The sequence below is a fragment of the Kitasatospora terrestris genome (assembly GCF_039542905.1).
Classification (GTDB): Bacteria; Actinomycetota; Actinomycetes; order Streptomycetales; family Streptomycetaceae; genus Kitasatospora; species Kitasatospora terrestris.
Genome location: NZ_BAABIS010000001.1, coordinates 6,227,912 through 6,250,556 on the forward strand (window position 1 = coordinate 6,227,912; position 22,645 = coordinate 6,250,556).

Here is a 22,645-nt window from a genome sequence, read left to right on the forward strand (position 1 = left end):
ATGTTCCGTTCCCGTTCTGCCCCACCAGAATCCGGAGCTCCCGTTGCCCGAGCCTGCCCTGCGGCGATCCCGCGTGCGCCGCTCCCTGCCCGTGGCCGCCGCGATCGCCGCCGCCGCGCTTGTCCTGCCCGCCTCCACCGCCACCGCGTCGGTCCACGCCGCCGCGGTGCCCGCCGCGGCGCCCGGCCTGGTCGCCGCGCCGGACATCCCGGTGGCCAACGTCAAGGCCCACCTGGCCCAGCTGCAGTCGATCGCCACCGCCAACGGCGGCAACCGGGCGCACGGAAAGCCCGGTTACAAGGCGTCCGTCGACTACGTGAAGGCCAAGCTGGACGCGGCCGGCTTCACCACCGTGCTGCAGTCCTACACCTACAACGGCGCCACCGGCTGGAACGTCATCGCCGACTGGCCCGGCGGCGACACCGCGCACACCGTGATGGTCGGCGCCCACCTGGACTCGGTCAGCGCCGGGCCCGGCATCAACGACGACGGCTCCGGCTCGTCCGGCATCCTGGAGGCCGCGCTGGCCGTCTCCCGGGCCGGCTTCCAGCCCGCCAAGCACCTGCGCTTCGGCTGGTGGGGCACCGAGGAGGCCGGCATGGTCGGCTCCTCGAAGTACGTCAACAGCCTTGCGGCCGGCGACCGTTCGAAGATCGAGGCGTACCTCAACTTCGACATGATCGGCTCGCCCAACCCCGGCTACTTCGTCTACGACGACGACACCAAGCTGGACCAGCTGTTCAAGACCTACTTCTCCGGCCTGGGCGTCGCCACCGAGCCGGAGACCGAGGGCGACGGCCGCTCCGACCACGCCCCGTTCAAGAACGCGGGCATCCCGGTCGGCGGCCTGTTCAGCGGCGCCGACTACATCAAGACCAGTGCCCAGGCGAGCAAGTGGGGCGGGACGTCCGGTCAGGCCTTCGACCGCTGCTACCACCAGTCCTGCGACACCAGCTCCAACATCAACGACACCGTGCTCGACCGGATGAGCGACGCCATCGGGTACGCGCTGTGGACGCTGGGCTCCGAGTCCGCGCCGCCGCCCGGCACGGTGTACGAGAACACCACCGACGTGGCGGTCCCGGACGCGGGCGCCGCCGTGGAGTCGCCGGTCACGGTCAGCGGCCGCACCGGCAACGCCCCGTCGACCCTCCAGGTGGGTGTGGACATCAAGCACACCTGGCGTGGGGATCTGGTGATCGACCTGGTCGCCCCGGACGGCAGCACGTACCGTCTGAAGGGTTCCAGCTCCAACGACTCGGCCGACAATGTGATCGCGACGTACACCGTGAACGCCTCCTCGGAGGTCGCCAACGGCACCTGGAAGCTCCGGGTGCAGGACGTCGCGGCGCAGGACACCGGCTACATCGACAGCTGGAAGCTGACGTTCTGACAGGTGTCCACGGGGGGCCCGGTGATCCCGGGCCCCCTCTGGGCTTTCCGGGCCCTTACGGCTGCATCTCGTACGCGCCGGAGAGCGCCTCGACCTGCGCCCAGACCCGCTCGGCCCGGCCCGCGTCGGCCACCGGCCGGCGGACGTGGGCCAGCGCCCAGGCGGCCTGCTCCTCGGTGGTGGAGGACTTGCCGTGCAGCTCGGTGGCGTGCGCGGAGAAGTCCCGGACCAGCGCGTCGAAGACCTGGTCCAGCAGGTCGGCGTCGAGACCGGTCAACTCGGCCTGCTCCAGCACCAGCTGGCCGTAGACGATCAGCGCGAACAGCTGGCCGATCTCCAGCAGGAAGTCCAGGTCGGCCTGCTGCTCCTTGCTCGGCGCGTGGGCCAGCAGCAGCGCGCAGAAGCCGTCCGCCTGCTCGCGGAAGCGGGCCACGTTGGCGACGTGGGCGTGCGCGTCGTACGCGGTGCGCCAGTCGTGGAAGCGGATCGCGCCCAGGCCCCGGGCCGGGCCCTGGCGGAACAGGAACGCGTCGTCCGCGGCGTCCAGCCGGCTCGGCACCGGCGCGTAGTCGGCGGGCGCGAACAGGTAGTTGCCCATGAACTTGAGGATCAGCGCCAGGTTGACGTGGACCGTGCCCTCCAGCTTCGGCAGGCCCCGGATGTCCTTGGCGGCCTTGTCGAAGTAGGTGTCCGCCTCGAAGCCCTTGGCCGCGATGACGTCCCACATCAGGTCGATGACCTTCTCGCCCTCGGTGGTGACCTTCATCTTGGTCATCGGGTTGAAGAGCAGGTAGCGGCGGTCCTCGGGCGAGGCGGTGCGGAAGTAGTCCACCGCGCGGTCGCTGAACAGCTTCATCGCCACCAGGCGGGCGTACGCGTCGGTCAACTCCCGCCGCACGTGCGGGAAGTCGGTGACCTTCCGGCCGTACAGCACCCGGTTGTGGGCGTGCGTGACCGCCTCGTACATGGCGTGCTCGCAGATGCCGACGGAGGCGGTGCACAGGTTGAACTTGCCGACGTTGACGGTGTTCAGCGCGGCGTCGAAGGCGGCCTGGCCGGTGTGCAGCACGTCCTCGGCGCGCACCGGGTACTCCTCCAGGCGGAACTCGCTGACGTACATCTGCGCGTTCACCACGTTCTTGACCAGGTGGTACGCCTCGTGCCGGCTGTCGGCGGCGAAGAAGACGTAGCCCTCCGGGCCCTCCACGTCGGAGCGGCGGCCGAAGACCGAGACCAGGCCGGCGACGTTGCCGTTGCCGATGTAGTACTTCGAGCCGGTCGCTGTGAAGCCGCCCTCGCCGTCCGGGGTGAGGATCATGTCGGTGGAGTAGATGTCCGCGCCGTGGGTGCGCTCGGACAGGCCGAAGGCCATCACGTGGCCCTCGGTGAGCAGCTTCGCGGCGCGTGCCCGGACGGCCTCGTTCTCGCTCTGCCAGACCGGTCCGAGGCCCAGCACGGTGACCTGCCAGGTGTACCAGTACCCGAGGCCGTAGAAGCCGAGGATCTCGTTCAGCTCGGCGTTGCGGGCGGTGTCCCAGCGCTTGTCCGGGTCGGCGCCGGACGGGGTCAGGAACTCGGCGAACAGCCCCTCCTTCGCGGCGAACTCGAGGAAGTCGCCGTACCAGGCGCGGTCGATGTAGGAGTCGATCAGCGCCTTCTTGCCCCGGGTCTCGAACCAGTCCACGGTGGCGCGCAGCAGGCGCCGGGTGGGCTCGTCGAACTGGACGGGGTCGTAGCCGCGCGGGTTGAAAAGCATGCTCAGTCCTGGGGGTTCGAGGGTGTACGGGCGAGGCGGTGCAGGGTGGCGAGCACGTCGTCCAGCCAGGCGAGGGTCATCCGCTCGTACTCGATGCCGCCGCGCAGCACCACGTGCTGCAGCTGCTCCTGGGCGTCGAGGACGTCGGGATCCGGGAAGTCGCGGTCCGCGCCGGTGAGGTAGCGCTCCAGCAGCGCGGCGTGGCCGGCCCGGTGCCGCTCCACCTCGGGGATCAGCTCCGCCGGGTCGGAGAACGCGGCGGCGCGGATCTTCACGGCCAGCTCGTGCCGCACGGTCTCCGGCTCCACCGGCTCGCGCAGCCACGCGGCGACCGCCTGCCGCCCGGGCCCGGTCGCCGAGTACACCTTCTTGTCCGGCCGACCGTCCTGCGCGACGTGCTCGACGACGACCCAGCCGTCCGTCTCCATCCGCCGCAGCACCCGGTAGATCTGCTGGTGGGTCGCGGTCCAGAACCGGCCGATCGACCGGTCGAACCGGCTGGCCAGCTCGTAGCCGGAGCCGGGTCGCTCCAGCAGCGAGACGAGGATCGCGTGCTCCAGTGCCATGACCGGCATCCTGCTATGCAACGAGTTGCATAGGCAATGCGGGCGCGCGGTGGTGAGACACAGCTCACGGACAATGGACGGTGTGATCGAGGACGGGGCGCTGCGGCGCTGGCGGATGCACACCCACTTCGCCGAGGGGCCGGACGGCGTCGCCGCGGTGGCCCGCCGGGCCGCCGGCCTCCAGGCGCAGGACGCCTCGGCGGTGCGGCGCCAGCTCGCGGCACGCGGGGTGACCGGACCGGAGCGGGTGCGGTCGGCGTACGCGGACGGCGAGGTGGTGAGCAGCTGGCTGATGCGCGGCACGCTGCACCTGGTCCCGGCCGCGGACGTGCGCTGGCTGACCGGGGTGTTCGGGCCGCGGGTGGTCGCGGGCGGGGCCCGGCGGCGGCGCGAGCTCGGGCTGGACGAGCCGCTGCTGGAGCGGGCGCTGGCGGTGCTTCCGGAGTTGCTGGAGACGCCTGCGACCCGGGCCGGGCTGGTCGCCGGGCTGCGGGAGCGCGGGGTGGCGGTGGATCCGGACGGGCAGGCGCCGCACCACCTGATGGCGTACGCGGCGGCGCGCGGCGTGCTCTGCCGGGGGTCGGAGGAGCCGACCTACCGGCCGCTGCCGGAGGGGCGCTCGCCGGAGCCCGGGGGCGCGCTCGCCGAGCTGGCCCGGTGGCACGCGGGGGCGTTCGGCCCGGTCGGCCCGGAGGACTTCGCGACCTGGTCGGGCCTCGGGCTGACGGCGGCCCGCCGGGCGTTCGCCGCGGCCGGGCTGGTGGAGGTCGCGCCGGGGCTGTCGGTGCTCCCCGGCGCCGGGCCGCCGCCGGAGGGCCCGCCGCTGGAGCGGCTGCTCGGCCCGTACGACTGCTTCCTGCTGGGCTACCGGGACCGGCGGCTGATGCTGGACGAGGCGCACGCGAGGCGGATCAACGCGGGCGGCGGGGTGATCCGCCCGGCGGTGGTCCGGGACGGGCTGGTCGTCGGCACCTGGCGGCCGGGGGGCGGGCCGGACACGGTCGAGCGGTGGGCGTGAGCGGCGGCGCGGGGGGAGTAAGAAATTAATAAAGGACAAACCGGTCGGTAGCGTTATTTACCCGGCATAGCGGGTAGTGACCATGCGCCTGCCATGAACCTAGTGGAGGAGGTGGTCCCGGTGTCGACCCAGCTTCCGACTGGGATGGAACACCATCCGGACATTCTGGCCCTGCGAGAGCAGGCCGAGCGGGCGACGTCGAGCAGTCGCGGGCAGGGCGTCGAGGCGCTCGGAATCGCCTGCGGGCTGTTCCTGGCGATCTCACCCTGGGTGATCGGCTACGCCGGTCTGCTGGGTTTCCTCGCCAGCGGCGTGGTCATCAGCAACCTGGTCCTCGGCCTCGGCTACGCCTGGCTGATGGCGGGGTACGGCGCCTTCGAGCGCACCCACGCCCGGGCGTACGCCTCGCTGGGGATCGGCATCTGGACGATGGTCGCGCCCTGGCTCACCACCGGTGACGAGGCCATTCGCCGGGTGATCTGGACCAACCTGATCGTGGGCGGTCTGATGACCTGCCTGGCCCTGGCCGCGATCGGACTGGCCATGGGCGGCTCCGGCACGATGATGCGGCGCCGCGGCGGCGGGTGACGGACGGGCCCGCGCGGAACGCGGAGGCCGGCACCGGGAACTCCCGGTGCCGGCCTCCGCGTGTCCGGGCCCGGGTGTCCGGCCCCGCGCGTCCTCGCTCAGGGGCGGGTCATCCGCAGGACGTCCAGGGCCTCGTCGAGCTGCCGCTCGGTGAGCAGCCCGCGCTCCAGGTAGCCGCGCTCCACCACCACCTGCCGGATGGTCTTGCGCTCGGCGAGCGACTGCTTGGCGACCTTCGCGGCCTCCTCGTAGCCGATGTACCGGTTCAACGGGGTCACCACCGAGGGGGAGGACTCCGCGTACTCGCGGGCCCGCTCGGCGTTGGCGGTGATCCCGTCCACCGCCCGGTCGGCCAGCAGCCGGGCGCTGCTCGCCAGCAGCCGGACCGACTCCAGCAGGTTGCGGGCGATCACCGGCAGCATCACGTTCAGCTCGAAGTTGCCGCTCGCGCCCGCCACCGTGACCGTGGCGTCGTTGCCGATCACCTGGGCGGCCACCATCAGCACCACCTCGGGCAGCACCGGGTTGACCTTGCCCGGCATGATCGAGGAACCCGGCTGCAGGTCCGGCAGGTTGATCTCGGCCAGACCGGTGCGCGGGCCGGAGCCCATCCAGCGCAGGTCGTTGGCGATCTTGGTGAACCCGACCGCGACCGTGCGCAGCTGGCCGCTCAGCTCGACCAGGCCGTCCCGGGCGCCCTGGGCCTCGAAGTGGTCGCGCGCCTCGGTCAGCGGCAGCCCGGTGGCCCGCGCCAGCTCGGCGATCACCGCGGCCGCGAACCCCGGCGGGGTGTTGATGCCGGTGCCCACCGCCGTTCCGCCGAGCGGAAGTTCGGCCACCCGCGGCAGCGTCGCGGTGAGCCGCTCGATCCCGTACCGGACCTGCGCCGCGTACCCGCCGAACTCCTGTCCCAGGGTCACCGGGGTGGCGTCCATCAGGTGCGTGCGGCCGGACTTGACCACCTCCGCGAACTCCGCTGCCTTGGCCTCCAGCGCCCGCGCCAGGTGCTCCAGCGCCGGGACCAGCTCGCCGGTGACCGCCGCCGTCGCCGCGATGTGGATCGAGGACGGGAACACGTCGTTGGACGACTGGCTCGCGTTCACCTGGTCGTTGGGGTGGACCGGACGGCCCAGCCGCTCCCCGGCCAGCGTGGCGATCACCTCGTTGGCGTTCATGTTGGACGAGGTGCCCGACCCGGTCTGGAACACGTCCACCGGGAACTCCGCGTCCCAGCGGCCCTCCGCCACCTCGGCGGCCGCCGCCGCGATCGCCTCCGCCGTCGCCGCGTCCAGCACGCCCAGCTCGGCGTTGACCGTCGCCGCCGCCGCCTTGATCCGCGCCAGCGCCGCGATGTGCGCCCGCTCCAACGTGCGGCCCGACACCGGGAAGTTCTCCACCGCCCGCTGCGTCTGCGCCTGCCACTTGGCGCCTGCCGGCACCCGTACCTCACCCATCGAGTCGTGCTCGATCCGCCAGCCCGCGTCCTCGCCCATGCTGCGACACCTCCTGGACATCAGAGCCTCGCACGGCGTCCCGGCATTCCCCGGTATTGACCTGGAGCGTGCTCCAGCACCTAGGGTCGGCCGTCGTACCTGCGACGATCCTGGGGGAGTCCCACCATGCGCTACCGCTACCTCGGCGGCACCGGCATCGAAGTCAGCACGCAGTGCCTGGGCACCATGATGTTCGGGGCGGTCGGCAACCCCGACCACGAGGACTGCGCCCGGATCGTCCACGCGGCGCTCGACGCGGGCATCAACTTCGTCGACACCGCCGACATGTACTCGGCCGGCGAGTCCGAGACCGTGGTCGGCAAGGCGCTGGAGGGCCGCCGCGACGAGGTCGTGCTCGCCACCAAGGTGCACTTCCCGCTCGGCGAGGGCCGCAACCGCAGCGGCAACTCGCGGAGCTGGATCGTCCGCGCGGTCGAGGACAGCCTGCGCCGGCTGCGCACCGACTGGATCGACCTCTACCAGGTGCACCGGCCCGACCACCACACCGACGTCGAGGAGACCCTGTCCGTCCTCGGCGACCTGGTCCGGGCGGGCAAGATCCGCGCCTTCGGCTGCTCCACCTTCCCCGCCGAGCAGATCGTCGACGCCCACCACGTCGCCGAGCGGCGCAACCTGCCGCGCTTCCGCACCGAGCAGCCGCCGTACTCGCTGCTGGCGCGCGGTGTCGAACGGGACGTGCTGCCCACCGTGCAGCGGCTCGGCATGGGCGCGCTCACCTGGTCGCCGCTGGCCTCCGGCTTCCTCACCGGGCGCTACCGCAAGGGTGTGGAGATCGACCTGGGCCGCGGCCGGGCCGCCCTGCACCCCGGCCGCTTCGACCCGGCGCTCGCCACCACCGCCGCCAAGCTGGACGCCGTCGAGGAACTGGTCGCGCTCGCCGAGCGGATCGGCTGCACGCTGCCCGAGCTGGCCCTGGCCTTCCCGCTCGCCCACCCCGCCGTCACCTCGGTGATCATCGGGCCGCGCACCGCCGCCCAGCTCGACGCCGCGCTCAAGGGCGCCGACCTGGTGCTCGACGACGCCGCGCTGGACCGGATCGACGAGATCGTCCCGCCCGGCACCGACGTCTACCGCCCGGACGGCGCCTGGCGGCCGCCGTCCCTCACCGACCCGGCCCGCCGCCGCCGTCCGCTCGGCGACCGCTAGGCGCACCGACCGCCGGAGCCTGTCCGCCGGGCCTGCGGCGGGCCGCCGACCGGCGGGGGAGCGCCCCCGCTGATCAGCGGGAATTGTGGGCCGGAAGGCCGTGTCCGGCACCAGATGTGACGAAGTGTCCGAATCGCCGACTGCTACGTTTTCGCAGGTCGCGCGGCCACCATCGACGACCCCCGTCCGGGGGCTGGTCCGCCGCGCCCATGGGGGATTTGACGTCATGTCGACACGTAGCACCACCCTGCCCCGCCGCCTGGCCGCAGCGGCCGCCGTCGCCCTGAGCGCGGCGGCGCTGCTGCCCGCGGCGAGCGCCCACGCGGCGCCCACCGGGCCGGTCGTCCCGCCGCCCAGCGACACCATCACCGTCACCCAGCCGGTCGGCGACGGCACCACCGCGACGCTGACCATCGTCCTCGACAAGCTCGAGGGGCCGGCGGACACCGAGGGCGCGAACGGCAGCGCCGCCACCCAGGCCGAGATCGCCAAGCTGACCAAGCTGATCGTCCCGGCCGCCGGCGACGCGGCCGGCCTGACGGCGGAGGAGCGGGCCCTGCTGGAGGCCGACGTGGTCTCGCCGGAGGCGCCCGCCGAGGCCGCCACGGGTGCCGGCAAGGGCCCCGCGCAGGTCGCCCCGGACGGCAAGGAGATCGGCCCCGGCGTGATCGACCCGGGCCGCCCGGGCGGCAGCCGCGCCGTGCTGAAGTGCCGCGACAACCGGTCCTGGACCGACCCGCGCGGCACCTTCTACGCCCGCCACAACTGCCCCTACAACAACATCAACTGGGGCTACAAGATCTCCCCGGCGGTGCAGGCGATCATCACCACCAGCGTCAACGAGCAGGGCCTGCGGTGGTGGAAGAACGGCCACAGCCAGCCGGCCAACAGCCACCACGTGGTGGTGAAGAGCTACCTCTTCCACGGCACCATCGGCAAGGTGGCCTCCTGGGACGCGATCGACTACCAGGACTACATGACCTTCGGCGTCCAGGTGGGCGGCCGTCCCGGCCGGGGCACGCTGGCATTCGCCGGCGGCCTGGTGCCGGTCCGCGGCTGACGGACAATCGGCGGATGGACGACGTGCAGCAGGTGTCCGACCGGGCCGGGGCGGTCCTCGCGGACCTCGGGCCGGTCGGCCGCTGCCGGGTGGAGGTCGTGGAGGTGCCGGCCGGGGCGGACCTGCCGGAGCCCGGGCCGCCGGGGGGCGGGCCGTACGGGTCGGTGCTGGAGTTCGGCCCGGCCGACGGGCCCGCGCCGCTGCCCGGCCTCCACGTGCGGGTGTCCGCCGGGGCGGACCGGACCTCCGTCCACCTGCCGTTCGGCCTCCCGCCCGCCGAGGCCCTGTGCCTGCTCGCCGACCGGCTCCAGGACTGGGCGGTCGAACTCACCCACGGCAGCCCCCTGCCGCCCTGCCCCGGCCACCCGCACCCGCTGAGCGCCACCGTCCTCGACGGCGCCGCCGTCTGGACCTGCCCCCGCCGCCCGGACCACCCCGTCGCCCCGATCGCCGGGACGCCACCGGCAGAATGACGTCCATGGACGAGAACACCGGCCCGGCGGCGGCCGGGGCCAGGCCGGCCCTGACGGCCGGGCTCACCCGGGCCGAACTGCTGCGCTGGTACTGGACGCTGGAGGAGCTCACCGGGCTCGCCCGGGTGATGGGCGTGCCGCGCGGCGGCGGCAAGTCGGCGCTCACCGCGCGGCTGGCCGCGGCGCTGGACGGTCGGCCGCTGCCGGCCGCCCCGGCGCGCCGCCGTCCGGCCGGCGCGCAGCTCGCCGGGCCGGTCGACGGGGCGAGCGTGATCCCGGCCGGGCAGCGGTGCAGCCAGGTGCTGCGCGGCTACTTCCTCGCCGAGATCGGTCCGGGCTTCCACTTCGACGCCGCCATGCGGGAGTTCATCGCCCGGAGCCCGGGTCGGACGCTGGCCGACGCGGTCGCCCACTGGCACGCCACCCGCGTCGGGGCGGCCGGCCCGCGGGAGATCGGCGAGCAGTTCGAGTTCAACCGCTTCACCGCCGCCTGGCACCGGGACAACCCCGAGGGCGGCCGCGCCGAGGCCCGCGCGGCCTGGTTCGCCCACCGCGCGCTGCCCAGGGCCTGAGCGGGGCCGGCCGGCCGCCGGGGGTCAGCCCAGCTTCGCCGCGGTGCGGGGGGCCGGCGCCGCGTGCAGGGCGGGCTGGACCAGGACCGGGTCCTCGGCGCGGGCTGCCGCCAGCGCGGCCGGGTCGAGGCGGACGGTGAGCAGCTCCGGGTCGTCCGCGGAGGCCTCCGCGAGGAGCCGGCCGTCCGGGCCCCAGACGGCGCTGGCGCCGCAGCCGGTGTACGGGCCGGCCGGGCCGATGTGGTTGGCGAGCGCCACGTACAGGGTGTTGTCGAGGGCCCGCGCCGGGAAGACCGTGGCCCGCTGGTGCCGGCCGCCGCCGGTGCCGAACAGGGCGCCGACCAGGTAGGCGTGCGCGCCGTCCAGTGCGGCGGCCCGGGCGTGCTCGGGGAAGCCGGAGTCCCAGCAGACGCCGAGGCCGAGCCGCCAGCCGTCCAGGTCCAGGGTGCAGCCCGCGTCGCCGCCGCTGAAGCCGGCGGCGCGCTCGTTCGGGGTGGCGAACTGCTTGCGGTACACGGCCGCGACCCGGCCGGCCCGGTCGACGGCGAGCGCGGCGATGTGCAGTGCGCCGGTGACGGCGTCGCGGACCGGCGCGCCGAGCACCGCGGCGGTGCCGGTCGCCGCGCAGGCCCGCAGCAGCGGCTCCAGCCGCGGATCGTCCGGGGAGACGGTGCAGCGGGCGGGGTCCGCCGCGATGCCGGGCAGCTGGTACCCGGAGACGAAGAGCTCGGGGAGCAGCAGCAGCCCGGCGCCCCGCTCGGCGGCGCGGTGCACCAGGTCGGCGGCGGTGGTCACGTTGGCGGGGATGTCCAGCGGCTTGCAGGGGGCCTGGCCGACGGCGATCACCAGGGGGTGGGTGGGCAGATCGTGTATAGGAGTGCTCACGGGGGTCAATCATTACCGATCGGGCGGTCGGGCTCAACCCCGGACCGGCCGCGGTCCGGCCCCGGCGCGTCCTGGCGTGGCGGCGGCCCGCCCGGCGGGGCCGGGTGCAGCATGGACGGCATGACCGACGACGCACCCGACCCGGTGGCCCGCTACCGGGAGATCGCCGAGGAACTGGCCCCGCGCGGAGTCACCCGTTCGCGGATGTTCGGGATGCCCTGCCTCAAGGACCCTGCGGGCAAGGCCTTCGCCGGGCTGCGCCGGGACGAACTGGTCTGCCGGCTCGGCCGCGACAGCCAGGCCCTCGCCGAGGCGCTGCACCTGCCCGGCGCGCACCTCTTCGAGCCGATGGGCGGCCGCCCGATGAAGGACTGGGTCTGTCTGCCGTCCACCACCCTCGGCCACTGGGACAACTTCGCCGAGGCCGCCCTCGGCGCCGAGCGCTGAGGGCTGTCGTCCGGATCACCCGGTGTCCTGTACCGGTCGGTAGCCCGGCGCGGCATACTTCGGCGCGGCACCACCACGCCGAACCCTCCGAGGAGCCCGCATGGCCACCACCCCCGCCCGCCTCGATCCGGCCGACCTGCTCGCCGTCGGCGACCTGCTGACCGACGAGGAGCGGCTGATCCGCGATACGGTCCGCCGGTTCACCGAGGACCGGATCCGCCCGCAGCTGGCCGACTGGTTCGAGCGCGGCGTCTTCCCGGCCCGCGAACTCGCCCCCGAACTCGGCGCGTTGGGCGTCCTCGGCATGCACCTCGACGGCTACGGCTGCACCGGCTCCAGCGCCGTCGAGTACGGCGTCGCCTGCATGGAGCTGGAGGCCGCCGACTCCGGACTGCGCAGCTTCGTCTCCGTCCAGGGCTCGCTCGCCATGCGCTCCATCCACGCCTTCGGCAGCGAGGAGCAGAAGCAGCAGTGGCTGCCCGACCTGGCCGCCGGCCGGGCGATCGGCTGCTTCGGCCTGACCGAGCCCGACTTCGGCTCCGACCCGGCCAACATGCGCACCCGGGCCCGGAAGAAGGGCGAGGACTGGGTGCTCAGCGGCACCAAGACGTGGATCACCAACGGCTCGGTGTCGGACGTCGCCGTGGTCTGGGCGCAGACCGACGAGGGCGTGCGCGGCTTCGTGGTGCCCGCCGGGGCCAAGGGCTTCACCGCCACCGACGTGCACGGCAAGCTCTCGCTGCGGGCCTCGGTGACCAGCGAGCTCTCCTTCGACGAGGTGCTGCTGCCGGCCGACGCCGTGCTGCCGGGCGTCCGCGGGCTGAAGGGCCCGCTCTCCTCGCTCAACGAGGCCCGCTACGGCATCCTCTGGGGCACCGTCGGCGCGGCCCGCGACTGCTACACGGCGGCCCTGGACTACGCGAAGACCCGGATCCAGTTCGACCGGCCGATCGCCGGCTTCCAGCTCACCCAGCAGAAGCTGGTCGAGATGATGCTGGAGGTCGAGAAGGCGTACCTGGTCGCCCTGCGGATCGGCCGGCTCAAGGACGAGGGGAACAGCCTCCCCGCGCACATCAGCTTCGGCAAGCTCAACAACGTCCGCGCCGCCCTGGAGATCGCCCGTTCGGCCCGCACCGTCCTCGGCGCCAACGGCATCACCACCCAGTACCCGGTGCTGCGCCACGCCAACAACCTGGAGTCGGTCCTCACCTACGAGGGCACCTCCGAGATCCACACCCTGGTCCTCGGCGAGGCCATCACCGGCGAGGCCGCGTACCGCTGACCGGCGGTACGGCGTTCCGCCGGTCGGGACCCGGGTTTCGCGGAGGGGGCACGGTGCGATAGGACGGGCGCATACCCACCACCGTGAGGAGCCCCATGACAGGCCCGACCGTCGACGCCGGCGGCGACCAGTCCACCGTGACCGAGCCGATACCCGCCACCGACCGGGCACCGGGCGCGGCCACCGTGGCCGTGCTCGGCGCCCTGGTCGCCCTCGGCCCGCTGACCACCGACCTCTACCTGCCCGCACTGCCCGGCCTCACCGCCGACCTGCACTCCACCGCGCCCGCCGCCCAGCTCACCCTGACCGGGTCGCTGCTCGGCCTCGCGCTCGGCCAGCTGCTGTTCGGCCCGCTCAGCGACCGGCTCGGCCGCCGCCGCCCGCTGCTGGTCGGCATGGCGGTCTACACCCTCGCCACCGTGGTCTGCGCGCTCGCCGACTCGATGGCCGTCCTGGTCGTCGGCCGCGCCCTGCAGGGCGCGGCGGGCGCCGCCGGACTGGTGATCTCCCGCGCCATCGTCCGGGACCGGCTGGAGGGCGTGGCGATGATCCGCTTCCTCGCCTCGATGGGCCTGATCTCCGGCCTCGCCCCGATCCTCGCGCCGGTGGTCGGCGCCCAGCTGCTGCACGTCACCGACTGGCGCGGCACCTTCGCGGTGCTGGCGGTGCTCGGCGCGCTGCTCACCGCGGGCGCGGCCCTGTGGCTGCGGGAGACCCTGCCGGCCGAGAAGCGGCACGGCGACGGTCTGTCCACGACCGTCCGGGCGATCGGCGGGCTGCTGCGCGACCGGCCGTTCCTCGGCTACGTGCTGACCTCCACCTTCGCCTTCGGCGCGCTGTTCGCGTACGTGGGCGGGTCGTCGGTGGTGCTGCAGACGGTGTACGGGGTCTCGCCGCAGACGTACAGCCTGATCTTCGCGGTCAACTCGATCGCCGTGGTGGGCTTCACCCAGCTGAACGGCCGGGTGCTGGTCCAGCGGTTCAGCTCGCGGTCGCTGCTGATCGTCGGGCTGGCGGCGGCCGCGCTGGCGGGCGGCGCGGTGGTGCTCTTCACCACGGCGTGGGACGTGGGCCTGGCGGGCGTGTGGCCGGCGCTGTTCCTGCTGATGGCCAGCATGGGCATCGTGCTGCCGAACTCCAGCGCGCAGGCGCTCACCATGGCGCCGCACGCGGCCGGTTCGGCCTCGGCGCTGCTGGGCACCGGCACCTTCCTGTGCGGCTCGGTGGTCGCCCCCCTGAGCAGCGCCGGCGGCCACCCCTCGGCCCTCGCCCTCGGCGCGGTCGTCCTCACCTGCGCGGTGATCGCCCTGGCCGCCTACCTCGCCCTCTGCCGCCCGCAGCCGGCCGAGACGGCCCGGGCCTCCGTCTAGCGCCTGCCGCGGGCCAGCAGCTGGCCCTGGACGTAGGCGGCGAAGTCGGGCCCGGCGGCGGTGGCCACCGGGTCCGCGGCCGTTCCGCCCTTGGTCGTGCCGGAGACCGTGTAGTAGCCGTAGCGGCCGATCGCCGCGTGGGTGTTGGTGCAGCCCGCGGAGGTGCAGTAGGCGGTCGAGCCGGCCTTCACCAAGCCCTGCACCTGGCCCTTGTGGGCGGCCTGCGCGGCGTCCGCCTGGGCGCGGGTGTCCATGACGGCGACGCCGACAGTCACCACGCTGGTGCCGGAGACGTAGCTGACCCTGAGCAGCGAGCGGCAGCCCTGGGCCGCCAGCACGTCACCGAGGCCGCCGGTGGTGGCCTGCCAGCAGGTGCTCGTGGAGCCGTCGACCAGCCGGGTCCAGGTCTTCCCGTCGACGCTCAGGGTGGCGGCGGGGAAGAGCGCGGCCGGGCTGAGCGGCGCGGTGTCGGTGGTGGCGGAGGAGATCACCGTCAGCGGGTCGGGCGGGGTCGGAGGGGCGGCCGGGCCGGTGGTGGTCGCGCTCGCGCTCGGCTTGCCGGCCTTGGTGGCGGAGGGGGCGGCAGAGGCGGATCCGGAGACCGAGGCCGACGGCGAGCCGGTGGCCGAGGGTGTGGCCGGACCGTCCTCCGGCGAAGGGGCGGTGGCGGTGGGTGCGGTCGGGGCGCCGGTGGCGTCCAGGGCGAGCCGGTCGGCGCCGTCGGTGCCGCCCCCGGCACGGTTGCCGAGGGCGACGGCGGTCGCGGTGACCCCGCCGACGGCGAGGACGGCGGCCGCCACCGCGCCCGCCCTCCGGAGCCGCTTGCGCCGGGACTGTTCGCGCTCGTGCTGTTCGGCCAGCGCGGTCCAGTCCGGCGTGCTGTCCGTCCCCCACCCGTCACTCATGGTCGAGGATCATAGGGCCTGTCCGCTCCCGGCCCGGAGCCGGGAGCGGACGTGCGGCTCCGGTGGTCGGTCAGGCGACGGAGAAGTCGTCGCCGTAGACGTCGGCCTGGCCGTACCAGCCGTGCAGGTACACGGTGACGGTGCCGTTGGCGCCGGTGGTGAACGGGACGCTCAGCTTGGTCCAGCCGGCCGAGTTGGTCCAGGTGGAGGCGGTGGCGCCGCCCCGGACGCCGAGGTAGGCGTAGCTGCCCTGGACCCACGCGGTGAGCGTGTAGCGGGTGTTGGGCGCGAGCGTGACGCTCTGGCCGCACTCGCCGGTCCGGTCCGCGGTCGGGGCGACCCGCAGGGCGCCGCCGCCGGCGTGCACCGGGCCGGTGGCGAGGCCGCCGCCGGCCTGGCAGGTCCACGGGGCGAGCGTGCCGGACTCCAGGTCGCCGTTGGTGAGTCGGGTCGGGGTGCCGCCGCCGGTGACGGTCAGGGTGTAGACCGTCGAGTGGCTGCCGCTCGCGGAGGTGCCGGTGACGGTCAGCGGGTAGCTGCCAGGGGTGGCCGAGGCGGTGGTGGTGACGTTGAGCGTGGCGCTCGCACCGGCGGTCACGGTGGAGGCGCTGAGCGCGGCGGTGACGCCCGCCGGGGCGCCGCTCACCGCGAGGTTGACGGTCTGCGCGGTGCCGGAGACCACGGCGGTGGACAGCGCGGCGGAGGCCGAGCCGCCGGGCGCGACCGAGCCGGCGGCCGGGCTCAGCGCGAGCGAGAAGTCGTCGGTGGCCGGGGTGCCGTTGGTGAACGGCGCGAAGACGTGGGTGAAGTCCCAGGTGCCCTGGGCGATGCCGGAGCAGCTGTCCGAGCCGGCCGTGCCGGGGCAGCCGCCGTTGTCGCGCTGCAGGGCCCAGAAGGAGAGGGTGTTGACGCCCTTGGAGACGGCCCAGTTGTAGACGGTGGTGGCGTTGGCGACGGTGAAGGTCTCGGCCGGGCCGAAGTCGTCGATGCCCAGCATCTCGGTGATGCCGATCGAACCCCACAGCTGCGCGGGCGTCCTGGCCGGGTAGAGCTTGGCGAGCTGGTTGTACAGGCCGGTCGCGGCGGTCTGGGTGTCGGCGGCCATGTCGTGCGCGGCGTTGTCGTAGTAGTCGAAGGTCATCAGGTTGACGACGTCGATCCGCGCGTTGTTGGCGACCGCGTTCTTCAGCACGTTGAGGCCGCTGGCCGCCAGGCCCGAGGTGGTCGTCGGCAGGGTGTAGCCGAACTGCACGGTGCGGCCGTTGGCGGCGGCCCAGTCCTCGACCAGCTTGATCGCCTTGTTGCGGCGGTCGATGCCGGCGGTGTTGGCCAGCGAGTTGTCCTCGATGTCCAGGTCGATCCGGGTGATGTCGTAGGTGGTGATCACCTTCTCGAAGGCGGCCGCGACGGCGTTGACGTCGGTGCAGCTGTCGGCGAGTTCGGTGCCGGTGTTGTCGGCGGTGTAGCCGCCGAAGGAGGGGATGACGTCGCCGCCGCCCGCCCGGATCGTGGCGATGTCGGAGCCGAAGGTGGAGGCGGCCACCGGCATCGCCGGGTCGCCGTTCCACAGCGGGGTGCAGGAGCCCTTGCTCTGGGTCTGGAGGAACGCCATGGTGAGGTGCTTGGCCCCCGACTGGGCGGCGAGCGCGGCCGGGCTCTGGCCGGTCCACGCCTCGAAGTAGGGGGCGAAGACGTGCTGCGGCAGGGGTGTGCCGGCCGCGGCGGGTGCCGCGTTCGCGGGTGCGGCGAGCAGGCCCAGCGAGGCGGCCAGCAGGGTGCCGGCCGTGAGCAGGGCGTGCAGGGGTCGGTGCAGTCGCATCAGTGCTCCATCAGGCGGATACCGAGGGCGCCGCACGCCCGAGCGGCGCGCGGCGGTGGTGCCTGGTGCAGGGAGGAGCGGCCGGTGGGCACACCCCCACGATGCGTCCCGGTCGGTGGATACAGAGCCCTATGGTTGGTCTGGACCACTCGTCTGTCAAGAGTCCTGACTGTTCGTCAACCATCCTTCCGGAGGTCGCCGGACGGACCGCACGACCGCCCGGAGGCCCCGGCCCGCTGCTGGCGGCCGGGGCCTCCGGAGGGGGCGGTCAGCCGAGGCCGTTGGTCTTCAGCCAGTCCTTGGCGACCGCCGAGGGGTCCTCCTTGTCCACCGAGACCCGCTTCATCAGCGCGGTCAGCCCGGCGGTGTCCAGCTTCGCCGAGACCGCGTTGAGCGCCGCGCTCGCGGTGGCGTCCACCCCCGCCCTGTTGACCAGCGGGGTGACGTTCTGGACGCTGAACAGGTTCTTCGGGTCGGCCAGCGGGACCAGCCCGAACTGGACGATCCGCGGGTCGGTGGTGAACACGTTGCCCACCTGGATCCCGCCGTCCTTCAGCGCGTTGGCCGTGGTGTCGCCGGTGGGCTTCCACTCCTTGAAGGTCAGCCCGTAGACGTCCTTGAACTGCTGCTCCCGCCGCGACTTGAACTCCGGCGGGCCGCCGACCGCCAACTCGCCCGACTTGCCCGCCAGATCGGCGACGCTCTTCAGCCCGAGCCGGTCGGCGGTCTCCTTGCTGACGGTCAGCGAGTCCTTGTCCTCGGCGGCCGCCGAGTCCAGGATGCCGAGCGCCGACGGCAGCTTCTCCTTCAGCGCGGCGTTGACCTGCTCGGTGCCGGACGCGGTGCTCTTCGCGTCCAGGTAGCCCAGCAGTGCGCCGTTGTACTCCGGCAGCACGGTCAGCGCACCGCTCTGCAGCTGCCCGTACAGCACCTCGCGGCTGCCGATGTTGAACTTCTCCTCGACCTTCACGCCCTTGGCCTTCAGCGCCTGCGAGTAGACCGACGCCAGCAGCACGTTCTCCGGGAAGTTGGCCGAGCCGACCACCACCGTCGAACCGCCGGACCGGGGAGCGCCGGAGCCGCCCGCGGCCAGCGGGTCGCCGCCGGCGGAGGACGAGCAGGCCGCCGCGCCCAGGACCAGGGCGGCCGCGGTCAGCGTACGTACCAGACGGGTCGTCATATCAGTTCCTCGTGGTGAGTGCGGGTTGAACGGTCAGTACGGCCGGTGGGGGTGCGCGCGGCCCCGGTGCCGGGCGGCTCCGCCGCGCGGATCAGCACGGCGAACAGCAGTTGGGCGGCCACCGCCAGCAGGACGACCAGCAGGGCGCCGCCGAGCGTGGTGGCGAAGTTCCGGGTGGCCAGGCCGTCCACCACGTACCGGCCCAGACCGCCGAGCCCCGCGTACGCGGCGATCGTCGCCGTCGCGATCACCTGGACGGTCGCGGTCCGCAGGCCCGCCAGCAGCGTCGGCAGCGCGGTCGGCAGGCAGACCCGCAGCAGCGTCTGCGGATGGGACAGCCCGATGCCGCGCGCCGCGTCCCGGACCTCCGGGTCGGTGGAGCGGACGCCCTCCGCGGCCGCCACCAGCAGCGGCGGCGCGGCCAGTGCCACCAGCGGCACCAGGACCGAGAGCTCACCGACGCCCACGAGCAGCACCGCCAGCGTCACCAGGCCCAGCGTCGGCAGCGCCCGGGCGATGCCGGTCAGCGCCGTCACCGCGACGACGCCCCGGCCGGTGTAGCCGATCAGCAGCCCCAGCGGGACGGCCGGCAGCGCCGCCCAGAACAGGGCCTGGGCGGTGAACGCCAGATGCTCCGAGACCCGGACGGCGATCGAATCGGGGCCCGCGTGGTGCGCGGGGTCGGCGAGGAAGTCGTTGATCCAGGCCAGCCAGTTCACCGGGCACCGCCCCTCGTCGCCCACGGAGCGAGCAGCCGGCCCGCCAGCACCAGCAGCAGGTCCACCGCCAGCGCGAGCAGCACCACCAGCACGATGCCCGCGACGATCGGCGTCGGGAACGTCCGCTGGAAGCCGTCGATGAACAGGTAGCCCAGGCCGCCCCGGCCGATCAGCGCGCCGACGGCCGCGAGCGAGATGCTCGACACCGCTGCCACCCGCAGACCCGCCACCAGGAACGGCAGCGCGGCCGGCAGTTCGACGGCCGCCAGGCGGTGCCACGGCCCGTAGCCCATCGCGGTAGCCGCCTGCCGGACCGGATCCGGCACCGTCCGCAGGCCGTCCACCGTGGTGGGCAGCAGCACCGCGACCGCGTAGAACGTCAACGGGATCATCACGGTGGCCATCTCGGCCAGGCCCGTGTACGGGATCAGGACCACGAAGACCGCCAGCGACGGCAGCGCGTAGACGACGTTGAAGACGGCGGCGAGCGGCTGGTAGAGCCGCGGGAACCGCGTGCACGCCAGGCCGAGCGGGACGGCCAGCGCCAGCGCGACGGCCACCGGGACGAGGGCGATCACGGCGTGGTCGGCGGTGAGGGAGGAGAGGTAGGCCAGATGGCTCCCGATCCACGGCCACCGCACCAGGGGCTCACCGTCCATGGGGGCCCCCGTCCGGGGAGGCGTGCGCGACCGCGCCCGGCAGGGCGGCTCGGGCCTCGACGGTGCGGGGCGCGGCCGCCTGTGGCGGGGCGGCGTCGAGGGCGGTGACGACGGCGGTGCGGGTGGCGAGGCCGAGGGGGCGGTGGTCGGGGGTGAGGGCGAGGGCGAGGCCGGTGGGGGAGAGGACGGCGGCGTCGAGGGCGGTGCGCAGGGTGTCGCGGCCGGGGTGGAAGGAGGGAGCGGGGTGGAGGCCGGTGGGGCCCCGCCAGCCGAGGGGACGGCCGTCGGGGTCGAGGGCGAGCTCCCAGTCGTGCTGGGCGGGGTGGCCGACGGGAAGGAGTTCGATGTGGTCGGCGGGCCGCAGGCCGAGGCCCCGCAGGCCGCGGTCGCGGCCGAGGAACGCGGCCACGCCGTCGTCCGCGGGCCGGGTCAGCAGGGTGTGCGGGTCGGCGAGTTGGGCGATCTCGCCGTGCTTGCGCAGGACCACGACCCGGTCGCCGAGCCGGACGGCTTCCTCGATGTCGTGGGTGACGAAGAGCACGGTCTTGTGCAACTCGGACTGGAGGCGGAGCAGTTCCTCCTGCAGCCCGGTGCGGACCAGCGGGTCGACGGCGCTGAAGGGTTCGTCCATCAGCAGTACGGGCGGGTCCGCGGCGAGCGCCCGGGCCACGCCGACCCGCTGCTGCTGTCCGCCGGACAGCTGGGCGGGGTAGCGGCGGCCGAGTTCCGGTTCGAGGCCGACGAGTTCGAGGAGCTCGGCGGCGCGGGCGCGGGCCCGCCGGCGGTCCCAGCCGAGCAGGCGCGGCACGGTGGCGACGTTGTCGACGACGCGCCGGTGCGGGAACAGCCCGGCCTGCTGGATCACGTAGCCGATGCCGCGGCGCAGCTGTGCGGGCGGCAGGGCGGAGACGTCGGCGCCGTCCAGCAGCACCCGGCCGGCGGTGGGTTCCACCATGCGGTTGACCATCCGCAGGATGGTGGTCTTGCCGCAGCCGGACGGGCCGACCAGCACGGTGATCTGCCCGGCGGGGACGTCGAGGTCGAGGCCCCGGACGGCGGTGGTGCCGTCCGGGTGGCGCTTGGCGGCGCCGTCGAATGTGATCACGGAGGGGTTCCTAGCGGGTGGCCGCGGATGGTTCGAACACTGGTCTGATTATGGCGTCAGGTCGACGCCCCGTCAGGGAATTCGGCGGCGTGTCCGGGTGCTGGACGGGTCGTCGGGAGGCCGGCCGCCGCCCAGGCGCGGAACCCGCCGTCCAGGTCGGTGGCCCGGTGCAGGCCGAGTTCGCGCAGGGTGGCCGCGGCGAAGCTGGAGGCGTAGCCCTCCGAGCAGACCACGATCACGGCCTGGTCCGGGCCGGTGGCCTCGGGGATCCGGTACGCCCCGCCGGGCTCCAACCGCCATTCCAGGACGTTGCGTTCGATGATCAGGGCGCCGGGGATGCCGCCCTCCTCGGCGCGCTGCGCGGCGGGGCGGATGTCGACCAGCAGCGCGCCGCCGGCGACCGCCTGCCGGGTCTCGTGCGGGCCGGGCCGGCGGACCCCCGCTCGGGCCCGGGCCAGCAGTTCGTCGACGCTCACCACTGCTCCGGTCCCTCCACCGCGGTGCGGACCAGGCCGCCGGCCCGCAGCTCGTACCGGGACATCGTGCTGAGCGGCGGCGAGTACGCGTGCAGGGTGACCGCCGGACCGGTGGAGGTGTTGCGGACGTCGTGCAGGTACTGCGGGCCGAACGCGCGGTGCGCGCCGGACGCCAGGCGACGGACCGTCAGGCCGTGGTCGGGCCCGGCGAGGGCGAGCTCCTCCAGCTCGCCGAGGGCGACGGTGAAGGCGCCGCGGGCCCCGCCGTGGTCGTGGAAGCCGGTGGACTGGCCGGGCAGCCAGCTGATCAGCCACACCTCGTGGTCGTCGGCGGCGACCAGCCGTTCGTACCAGCGGTCGGCGTGGGCGAGGCGGACCCGGTGGATCCACTCCTCGGGGCGTTCGGCGAGATCCCGGACGATCGCGCGCAGGGCGTTGGGCGAGAGCGGCTTGACGGCGTGCGGGGACGCCAGGTCGACAGGCATGTGTCAGGTCCTCGGGGTGTGCCGGGGCGCCGCGCGGCACGGGGTGCGCACGGCGGGGGACGGCAGGTCGGAAAGGGGTGGTTCAGTGGTCCCGGAGGTCGGCACGGGACTGGGGGGAGAGCGTCAGCGGGCACACATGTCGCTCGCCTGGCGTCGCAGATCGACGTGCAGGCGGCAGACCAGGGGGGTGCCGGGCTTCATGGGGCGATCGTTCACGACCGGGCGCCCGCCCGTCAAGTGACGTCCACGGCGCGGCGGGCCGCGGATGGCGCCGCCGGCCGTACGTGATCTAGGGTCGACGGGGACCGGACGTACGGGGAGGGTCGGGGGATGGACCAGGATGAACTGCTCGCCGCGCGCTTCGAGGAGCACCGCGGCCGGCTGCGCGCGGTGGCCTACCGGATGCTCGGCTCGCTCGGCGAGGCGGAGGACGCGGTCCAGGAGGCGTGGTTCCGGCTGCACCGCGCGGACGTCTCGGAGGTGCGCAACCTCGCGGCGTGGCTGACCACCGTGGTCGGCCGGGTCTGCCTGGACCTGCTGCGCTCGCGCACCTCCCGCCGGGAGGACCCGCTGGAGTGGGAGGCGCACCTGCCGGACCCGGTGATCAGCGGCCCGGACGGGGTCGACCCGGAGCAGCAGGCGCTGCTCGCCGACTCGGTGGGCCTGGCGCTGCTGGTGGTGCTGGACCGGCTGCCGCCGGCCGAGCGGCTGGCGTTCGTGCTGCACGACATGTTCGCCGTGCCGTTCGAGGACATCGCCGAGATCGTGGACAAGTCCCCTGCGGCGACCCGGCAGTTGGCCAGCCGGGCGCGGCGGAAGGTGCAGGGCGCCGGTACCCCCGACGCGGACCTCGCCCGGCAGGCGGAGGTGGTCGACGCGTTCCTGGTGGCCGCCCGCGGCGGGGACTTCGAGGCGCTGGTGGCGCTGCTCGACCCGGACGTGGTGCTGCGGGTGGACACCGGGGTGTCCGCGATCATCCGCCGGGGCGCGGCCGAGGTCGCCGGCCAGGCGGTGCTGTTCCGCGCGGCCGCGCAGGTCTCCCGGCGGGTGCTGGTCAACGGCCTGCCCGGGATGGTGGCGCTGCCGGACGGCGGCGCCGCGCAGTCGGTGATGGGCCTGACCGTCCGGGACGGCCGGATCGTCGAGATGTACATCATCGCCGACCCGGAGCGGCTGGCCGGGCTGGACCTCTCCCGGCTCTGAGGGCACGGCCGCCCCGGGTCCGTC

The 22,645-nt window shown here is 74.0% G+C and carries 23 protein-coding genes; 11 read left to right on the top strand and 12 right to left on the bottom strand.

What is annotated here, in order from left to right:
• Positions 1-58: 58 nt before the first annotated feature.
• A complete protein-coding gene (locus ABEB06_RS28545) occupies positions 59-1,393 on the top strand; it encodes a M28 family metallopeptidase (RefSeq protein ID WP_345702023.1) in 1,335 nt (444 codons plus the stop codon).
• A 55-nt stretch (positions 1,394-1,448) separates the two neighbouring features.
• Here ABEB06_RS28545 and ABEB06_RS28550 read toward each other — a convergent pair whose 3' ends face one another.
• Both ABEB06_RS28550 and ABEB06_RS28555 read right to left on the bottom strand, forming a co-directional pair.
• Positions 1,449-3,149 (bottom strand): acyl-CoA dehydrogenase family protein, encoded by a 1,701-nt coding sequence (locus ABEB06_RS28550; protein WP_345699762.1) that lies wholly within the window; start codon positions 3,147-3,149, stop codon positions 1,449-1,451.
• A gap of 2 nt (positions 3,150-3,151) precedes the next feature.
• The gene (locus tag ABEB06_RS28555; protein ID WP_345699763.1) at positions 3,152-3,715 is read right to left on the bottom strand and encodes a PadR family transcriptional regulator; all 564 of its coding nucleotides are present in this window, start codon (positions 3,713-3,715) and stop codon (positions 3,152-3,154) included.
• An 82-nt stretch (positions 3,716-3,797) separates the two neighbouring features.
• On the opposite strand from ABEB06_RS28555, the gene ABEB06_RS28560 reads away from it, so the two are divergent.
• Both ABEB06_RS28560 and ABEB06_RS28565 read left to right on the top strand, forming a co-directional pair.
• The gene (locus ABEB06_RS28560) at positions 3,798-4,733 is read left to right on the top strand and encodes a DNA glycosylase AlkZ-like family protein (protein WP_345699764.1); all 936 of its coding nucleotides are present in this window, start codon (positions 3,798-3,800) and stop codon (positions 4,731-4,733) included.
• 144 nt (positions 4,734-4,877) lie between these two features.
• On the top strand, positions 4,878-5,321 hold the full coding sequence (locus ABEB06_RS28565; protein ID WP_345699765.1) for an SPW repeat domain-containing protein: 444 nt from the start codon (positions 4,878-4,880) through the stop codon (positions 5,319-5,321).
• A gap of 98 nt (positions 5,322-5,419) precedes the next feature.
• Here the strand turns inward: ABEB06_RS28565 and ABEB06_RS28570 are convergent, their stop codons facing one another.
• Complete coding sequence (locus ABEB06_RS28570; protein ID WP_345699766.1) at positions 5,420-6,814, bottom strand: class II fumarate hydratase; 1,395 nt, start codon at positions 6,812-6,814, stop codon at positions 5,420-5,422.
• 126 nt (positions 6,815-6,940) lie between these two features.
• Between ABEB06_RS28570 and ABEB06_RS28575 the strand changes: the two genes are divergently transcribed.
• The 4 genes from ABEB06_RS28575 (at position 6,941) to ABEB06_RS28590 (ending at position 10,086) form a co-directional block, all read left to right on the top strand.
• Positions 6,941-7,981, top strand: a complete 1,041-nt coding sequence (locus ABEB06_RS28575; protein WP_345699767.1) for an aldo/keto reductase — start codon at positions 6,941-6,943, stop codon at positions 7,979-7,981.
• A 226-nt stretch (positions 7,982-8,207) separates the two neighbouring features.
• Positions 8,208-9,041 (top strand): hypothetical protein, encoded by an 834-nt coding sequence (locus ABEB06_RS28580; protein ID WP_345699768.1) that lies wholly within the window; start codon positions 8,208-8,210, stop codon positions 9,039-9,041.
• 14 nt (positions 9,042-9,055) lie between these two features.
• Positions 9,056-9,514, top strand: a complete 459-nt coding sequence (locus tag ABEB06_RS28585; RefSeq protein WP_345699769.1) for a hypothetical protein — start codon at positions 9,056-9,058, stop codon at positions 9,512-9,514.
• Between the two features lie 5 nt (positions 9,515-9,519).
• Positions 9,520-10,086, top strand: a complete 567-nt coding sequence (locus ABEB06_RS28590; RefSeq protein WP_345699770.1) for a DUF6434 domain-containing protein — start codon at positions 9,520-9,522, stop codon at positions 10,084-10,086.
• Between the two features lie 24 nt (positions 10,087-10,110).
• On the opposite strand, the gene ABEB06_RS28595 is transcribed toward ABEB06_RS28590, so the two are convergent.
• A complete protein-coding gene (locus ABEB06_RS28595; RefSeq protein ID WP_345699771.1) occupies positions 10,111-10,971 on the bottom strand; it encodes a carbon-nitrogen hydrolase family protein in 861 nt (286 codons plus the stop codon).
• Between the two features lie 120 nt (positions 10,972-11,091).
• Between ABEB06_RS28595 and ABEB06_RS28600 the strand changes: the two genes are divergently transcribed.
• The 3 genes from ABEB06_RS28600 to ABEB06_RS28610 all read left to right on the top strand — a co-directional run bounded on the left by ABEB06_RS28600 (position 11,092) and on the right by ABEB06_RS28610 (position 14,070).
• Positions 11,092-11,418 carry a hypothetical protein gene (locus tag ABEB06_RS28600; RefSeq protein WP_345699772.1) on the top strand — a complete coding sequence of 109 codons (327 nt, stop codon included), beginning with the start codon at positions 11,092-11,094 and terminating at the stop codon, positions 11,416-11,418.
• Between the two features lie 100 nt (positions 11,419-11,518).
• Positions 11,519-12,700: an acyl-CoA dehydrogenase family protein gene (locus ABEB06_RS28605; RefSeq protein ID WP_345699773.1), complete on the top strand. Its 1,182-nt coding sequence runs from the start codon at positions 11,519-11,521 to the stop codon at positions 12,698-12,700.
• A 95-nt stretch (positions 12,701-12,795) separates the two neighbouring features.
• Positions 12,796-14,070: a multidrug effflux MFS transporter gene (locus tag ABEB06_RS28610; RefSeq protein ID WP_345699774.1), complete on the top strand. Its 1,275-nt coding sequence runs from the start codon at positions 12,796-12,798 to the stop codon at positions 14,068-14,070.
• Here the strand turns inward: ABEB06_RS28610 and ABEB06_RS28615 are convergent.
• The 8 genes from ABEB06_RS28615 to ABEB06_RS28650 form a co-directional block, all read right to left on the bottom strand.
• The gene (locus tag ABEB06_RS28615) at positions 14,067-14,975 is read right to left on the bottom strand and encodes a hypothetical protein (protein WP_345699775.1); all 909 of its coding nucleotides are present in this window, start codon (positions 14,973-14,975) and stop codon (positions 14,067-14,069) included. The genes ABEB06_RS28610 and ABEB06_RS28615 overlap by 4 nt on opposite strands.
• A 70-nt stretch (positions 14,976-15,045) precedes the next feature.
• Positions 15,046-16,794 carry a glycosyl hydrolase family 18 protein gene (locus tag ABEB06_RS28620; protein ID WP_345699776.1) on the bottom strand — a complete coding sequence of 583 codons (1,749 nt, stop codon included), beginning with the start codon at positions 16,792-16,794 and terminating at the stop codon, positions 15,046-15,048.
• A gap of 268 nt (positions 16,795-17,062) precedes the next feature.
• Entirely contained in the window at positions 17,063-17,974 is a 912-nt protein-coding gene (locus ABEB06_RS28625; RefSeq protein WP_345699777.1) for an ABC transporter substrate-binding protein, read from the bottom strand.
• Positions 17,971-18,693, bottom strand: coding sequence for an ABC transporter permease (locus ABEB06_RS28630; protein ID WP_345699778.1), 723 nt, complete (start codon positions 18,691-18,693; stop codon positions 17,971-17,973). The genes ABEB06_RS28625 and ABEB06_RS28630 overlap by 4 nt, the downstream gene beginning before the upstream one ends.
• Entirely contained in the window at positions 18,690-19,352 is a 663-nt protein-coding gene (locus ABEB06_RS28635; protein ID WP_345699779.1) for an ABC transporter permease, read from the bottom strand. Before ABEB06_RS28635 ends, ABEB06_RS28630 begins: the two co-directional genes overlap by 4 nt.
• Positions 19,342-20,457, bottom strand: coding sequence for an ABC transporter ATP-binding protein (locus ABEB06_RS28640; RefSeq protein ID WP_345699780.1), 1,116 nt, complete (start codon positions 20,455-20,457; stop codon positions 19,342-19,344). The genes ABEB06_RS28635 and ABEB06_RS28640 overlap by 11 nt, the downstream gene beginning before the upstream one ends.
• A 56-nt stretch (positions 20,458-20,513) precedes the next feature.
• On the bottom strand, positions 20,514-20,933 hold the full coding sequence (locus ABEB06_RS28645) for a rhodanese-like domain-containing protein (RefSeq protein ID WP_425559707.1): 420 nt from the start codon (positions 20,931-20,933) through the stop codon (positions 20,514-20,516).
• Positions 20,930-21,418, bottom strand: coding sequence for a cysteine dioxygenase (locus ABEB06_RS28650; protein WP_345699782.1), 489 nt, complete (start codon positions 21,416-21,418; stop codon positions 20,930-20,932). Before ABEB06_RS28650 ends, ABEB06_RS28645 begins: the two co-directional genes overlap by 4 nt.
• A gap of 330 nt (positions 21,419-21,748) precedes the next feature.
• Between ABEB06_RS28650 and ABEB06_RS28655 the strand changes: the two genes are divergently transcribed.
• Complete coding sequence (locus ABEB06_RS28655) at positions 21,749-22,621, top strand: sigma-70 family RNA polymerase sigma factor (RefSeq protein ID WP_345699783.1); 873 nt, start codon at positions 21,749-21,751, stop codon at positions 22,619-22,621.
• The last annotated feature ends 24 nt before the right edge of the window (positions 22,622-22,645 follow it).

Excerpts from the sequence above, each read along its gene's own strand:
- ABEB06_RS28550 (WP_345699762.1), bottom strand. The coding sequence starts at position 3,149 with ATGCTTTTCAACCCGCGCGGCTACGACCCCGTCCAGTTCGACGAGCCC.
- ABEB06_RS28555 (WP_345699763.1), bottom strand. The coding sequence starts at position 3,715 with ATGGCACTGGAGCACGCGATCCTCGTCTCGCTGCTGGAGCGACCCGGC.
- ABEB06_RS28565 (WP_345699765.1), top strand. The coding sequence starts at position 4,878 with ATGGAACACCATCCGGACATTCTGGCCCTGCGAGAGCAGGCCGAGCGG.
- ABEB06_RS28570 (WP_345699766.1), bottom strand. The coding sequence starts at position 6,814 with ATGGGCGAGGACGCGGGCTGGCGGATCGAGCACGACTCGATGGGTGAG.
- ABEB06_RS28575 (WP_345699767.1), top strand. The coding sequence starts at position 6,941 with ATGCGCTACCGCTACCTCGGCGGCACCGGCATCGAAGTCAGCACGCAG.
- ABEB06_RS28580 (WP_345699768.1), top strand. The coding sequence starts at position 8,208 with ATGTCGACACGTAGCACCACCCTGCCCCGCCGCCTGGCCGCAGCGGCC.
- ABEB06_RS28585 (WP_345699769.1), top strand. The coding sequence starts at position 9,056 with ATGGACGACGTGCAGCAGGTGTCCGACCGGGCCGGGGCGGTCCTCGCG.
- ABEB06_RS28590 (WP_345699770.1), top strand. The coding sequence starts at position 9,520 with ATGGACGAGAACACCGGCCCGGCGGCGGCCGGGGCCAGGCCGGCCCTG.
- ABEB06_RS28600 (WP_345699772.1), top strand. The coding sequence starts at position 11,092 with ATGACCGACGACGCACCCGACCCGGTGGCCCGCTACCGGGAGATCGCC.
- ABEB06_RS28605 (WP_345699773.1), top strand. The coding sequence starts at position 11,519 with ATGGCCACCACCCCCGCCCGCCTCGATCCGGCCGACCTGCTCGCCGTC.
- ABEB06_RS28610 (WP_345699774.1), top strand. The coding sequence starts at position 12,796 with ATGACAGGCCCGACCGTCGACGCCGGCGGCGACCAGTCCACCGTGACC.
- ABEB06_RS28615 (WP_345699775.1), bottom strand. The coding sequence starts at position 14,975 with ATGAGTGACGGGTGGGGGACGGACAGCACGCCGGACTGGACCGCGCTG.
- ABEB06_RS28620 (WP_345699776.1), bottom strand. The coding sequence starts at position 16,794 with ATGCGACTGCACCGACCCCTGCACGCCCTGCTCACGGCCGGCACCCTG.
- ABEB06_RS28625 (WP_345699777.1), bottom strand. The coding sequence starts at position 17,974 with ATGACGACCCGTCTGGTACGTACGCTGACCGCGGCCGCCCTGGTCCTG.
- ABEB06_RS28635 (WP_345699779.1), bottom strand. The coding sequence starts at position 19,352 with ATGGACGGTGAGCCCCTGGTGCGGTGGCCGTGGATCGGGAGCCATCTG.
- ABEB06_RS28650 (WP_345699782.1), bottom strand. The coding sequence starts at position 21,418 with ATGCCTGTCGACCTGGCGTCCCCGCACGCCGTCAAGCCGCTCTCGCCC.
- ABEB06_RS28655 (WP_345699783.1), top strand. The coding sequence starts at position 21,749 with ATGGACCAGGATGAACTGCTCGCCGCGCGCTTCGAGGAGCACCGCGGC.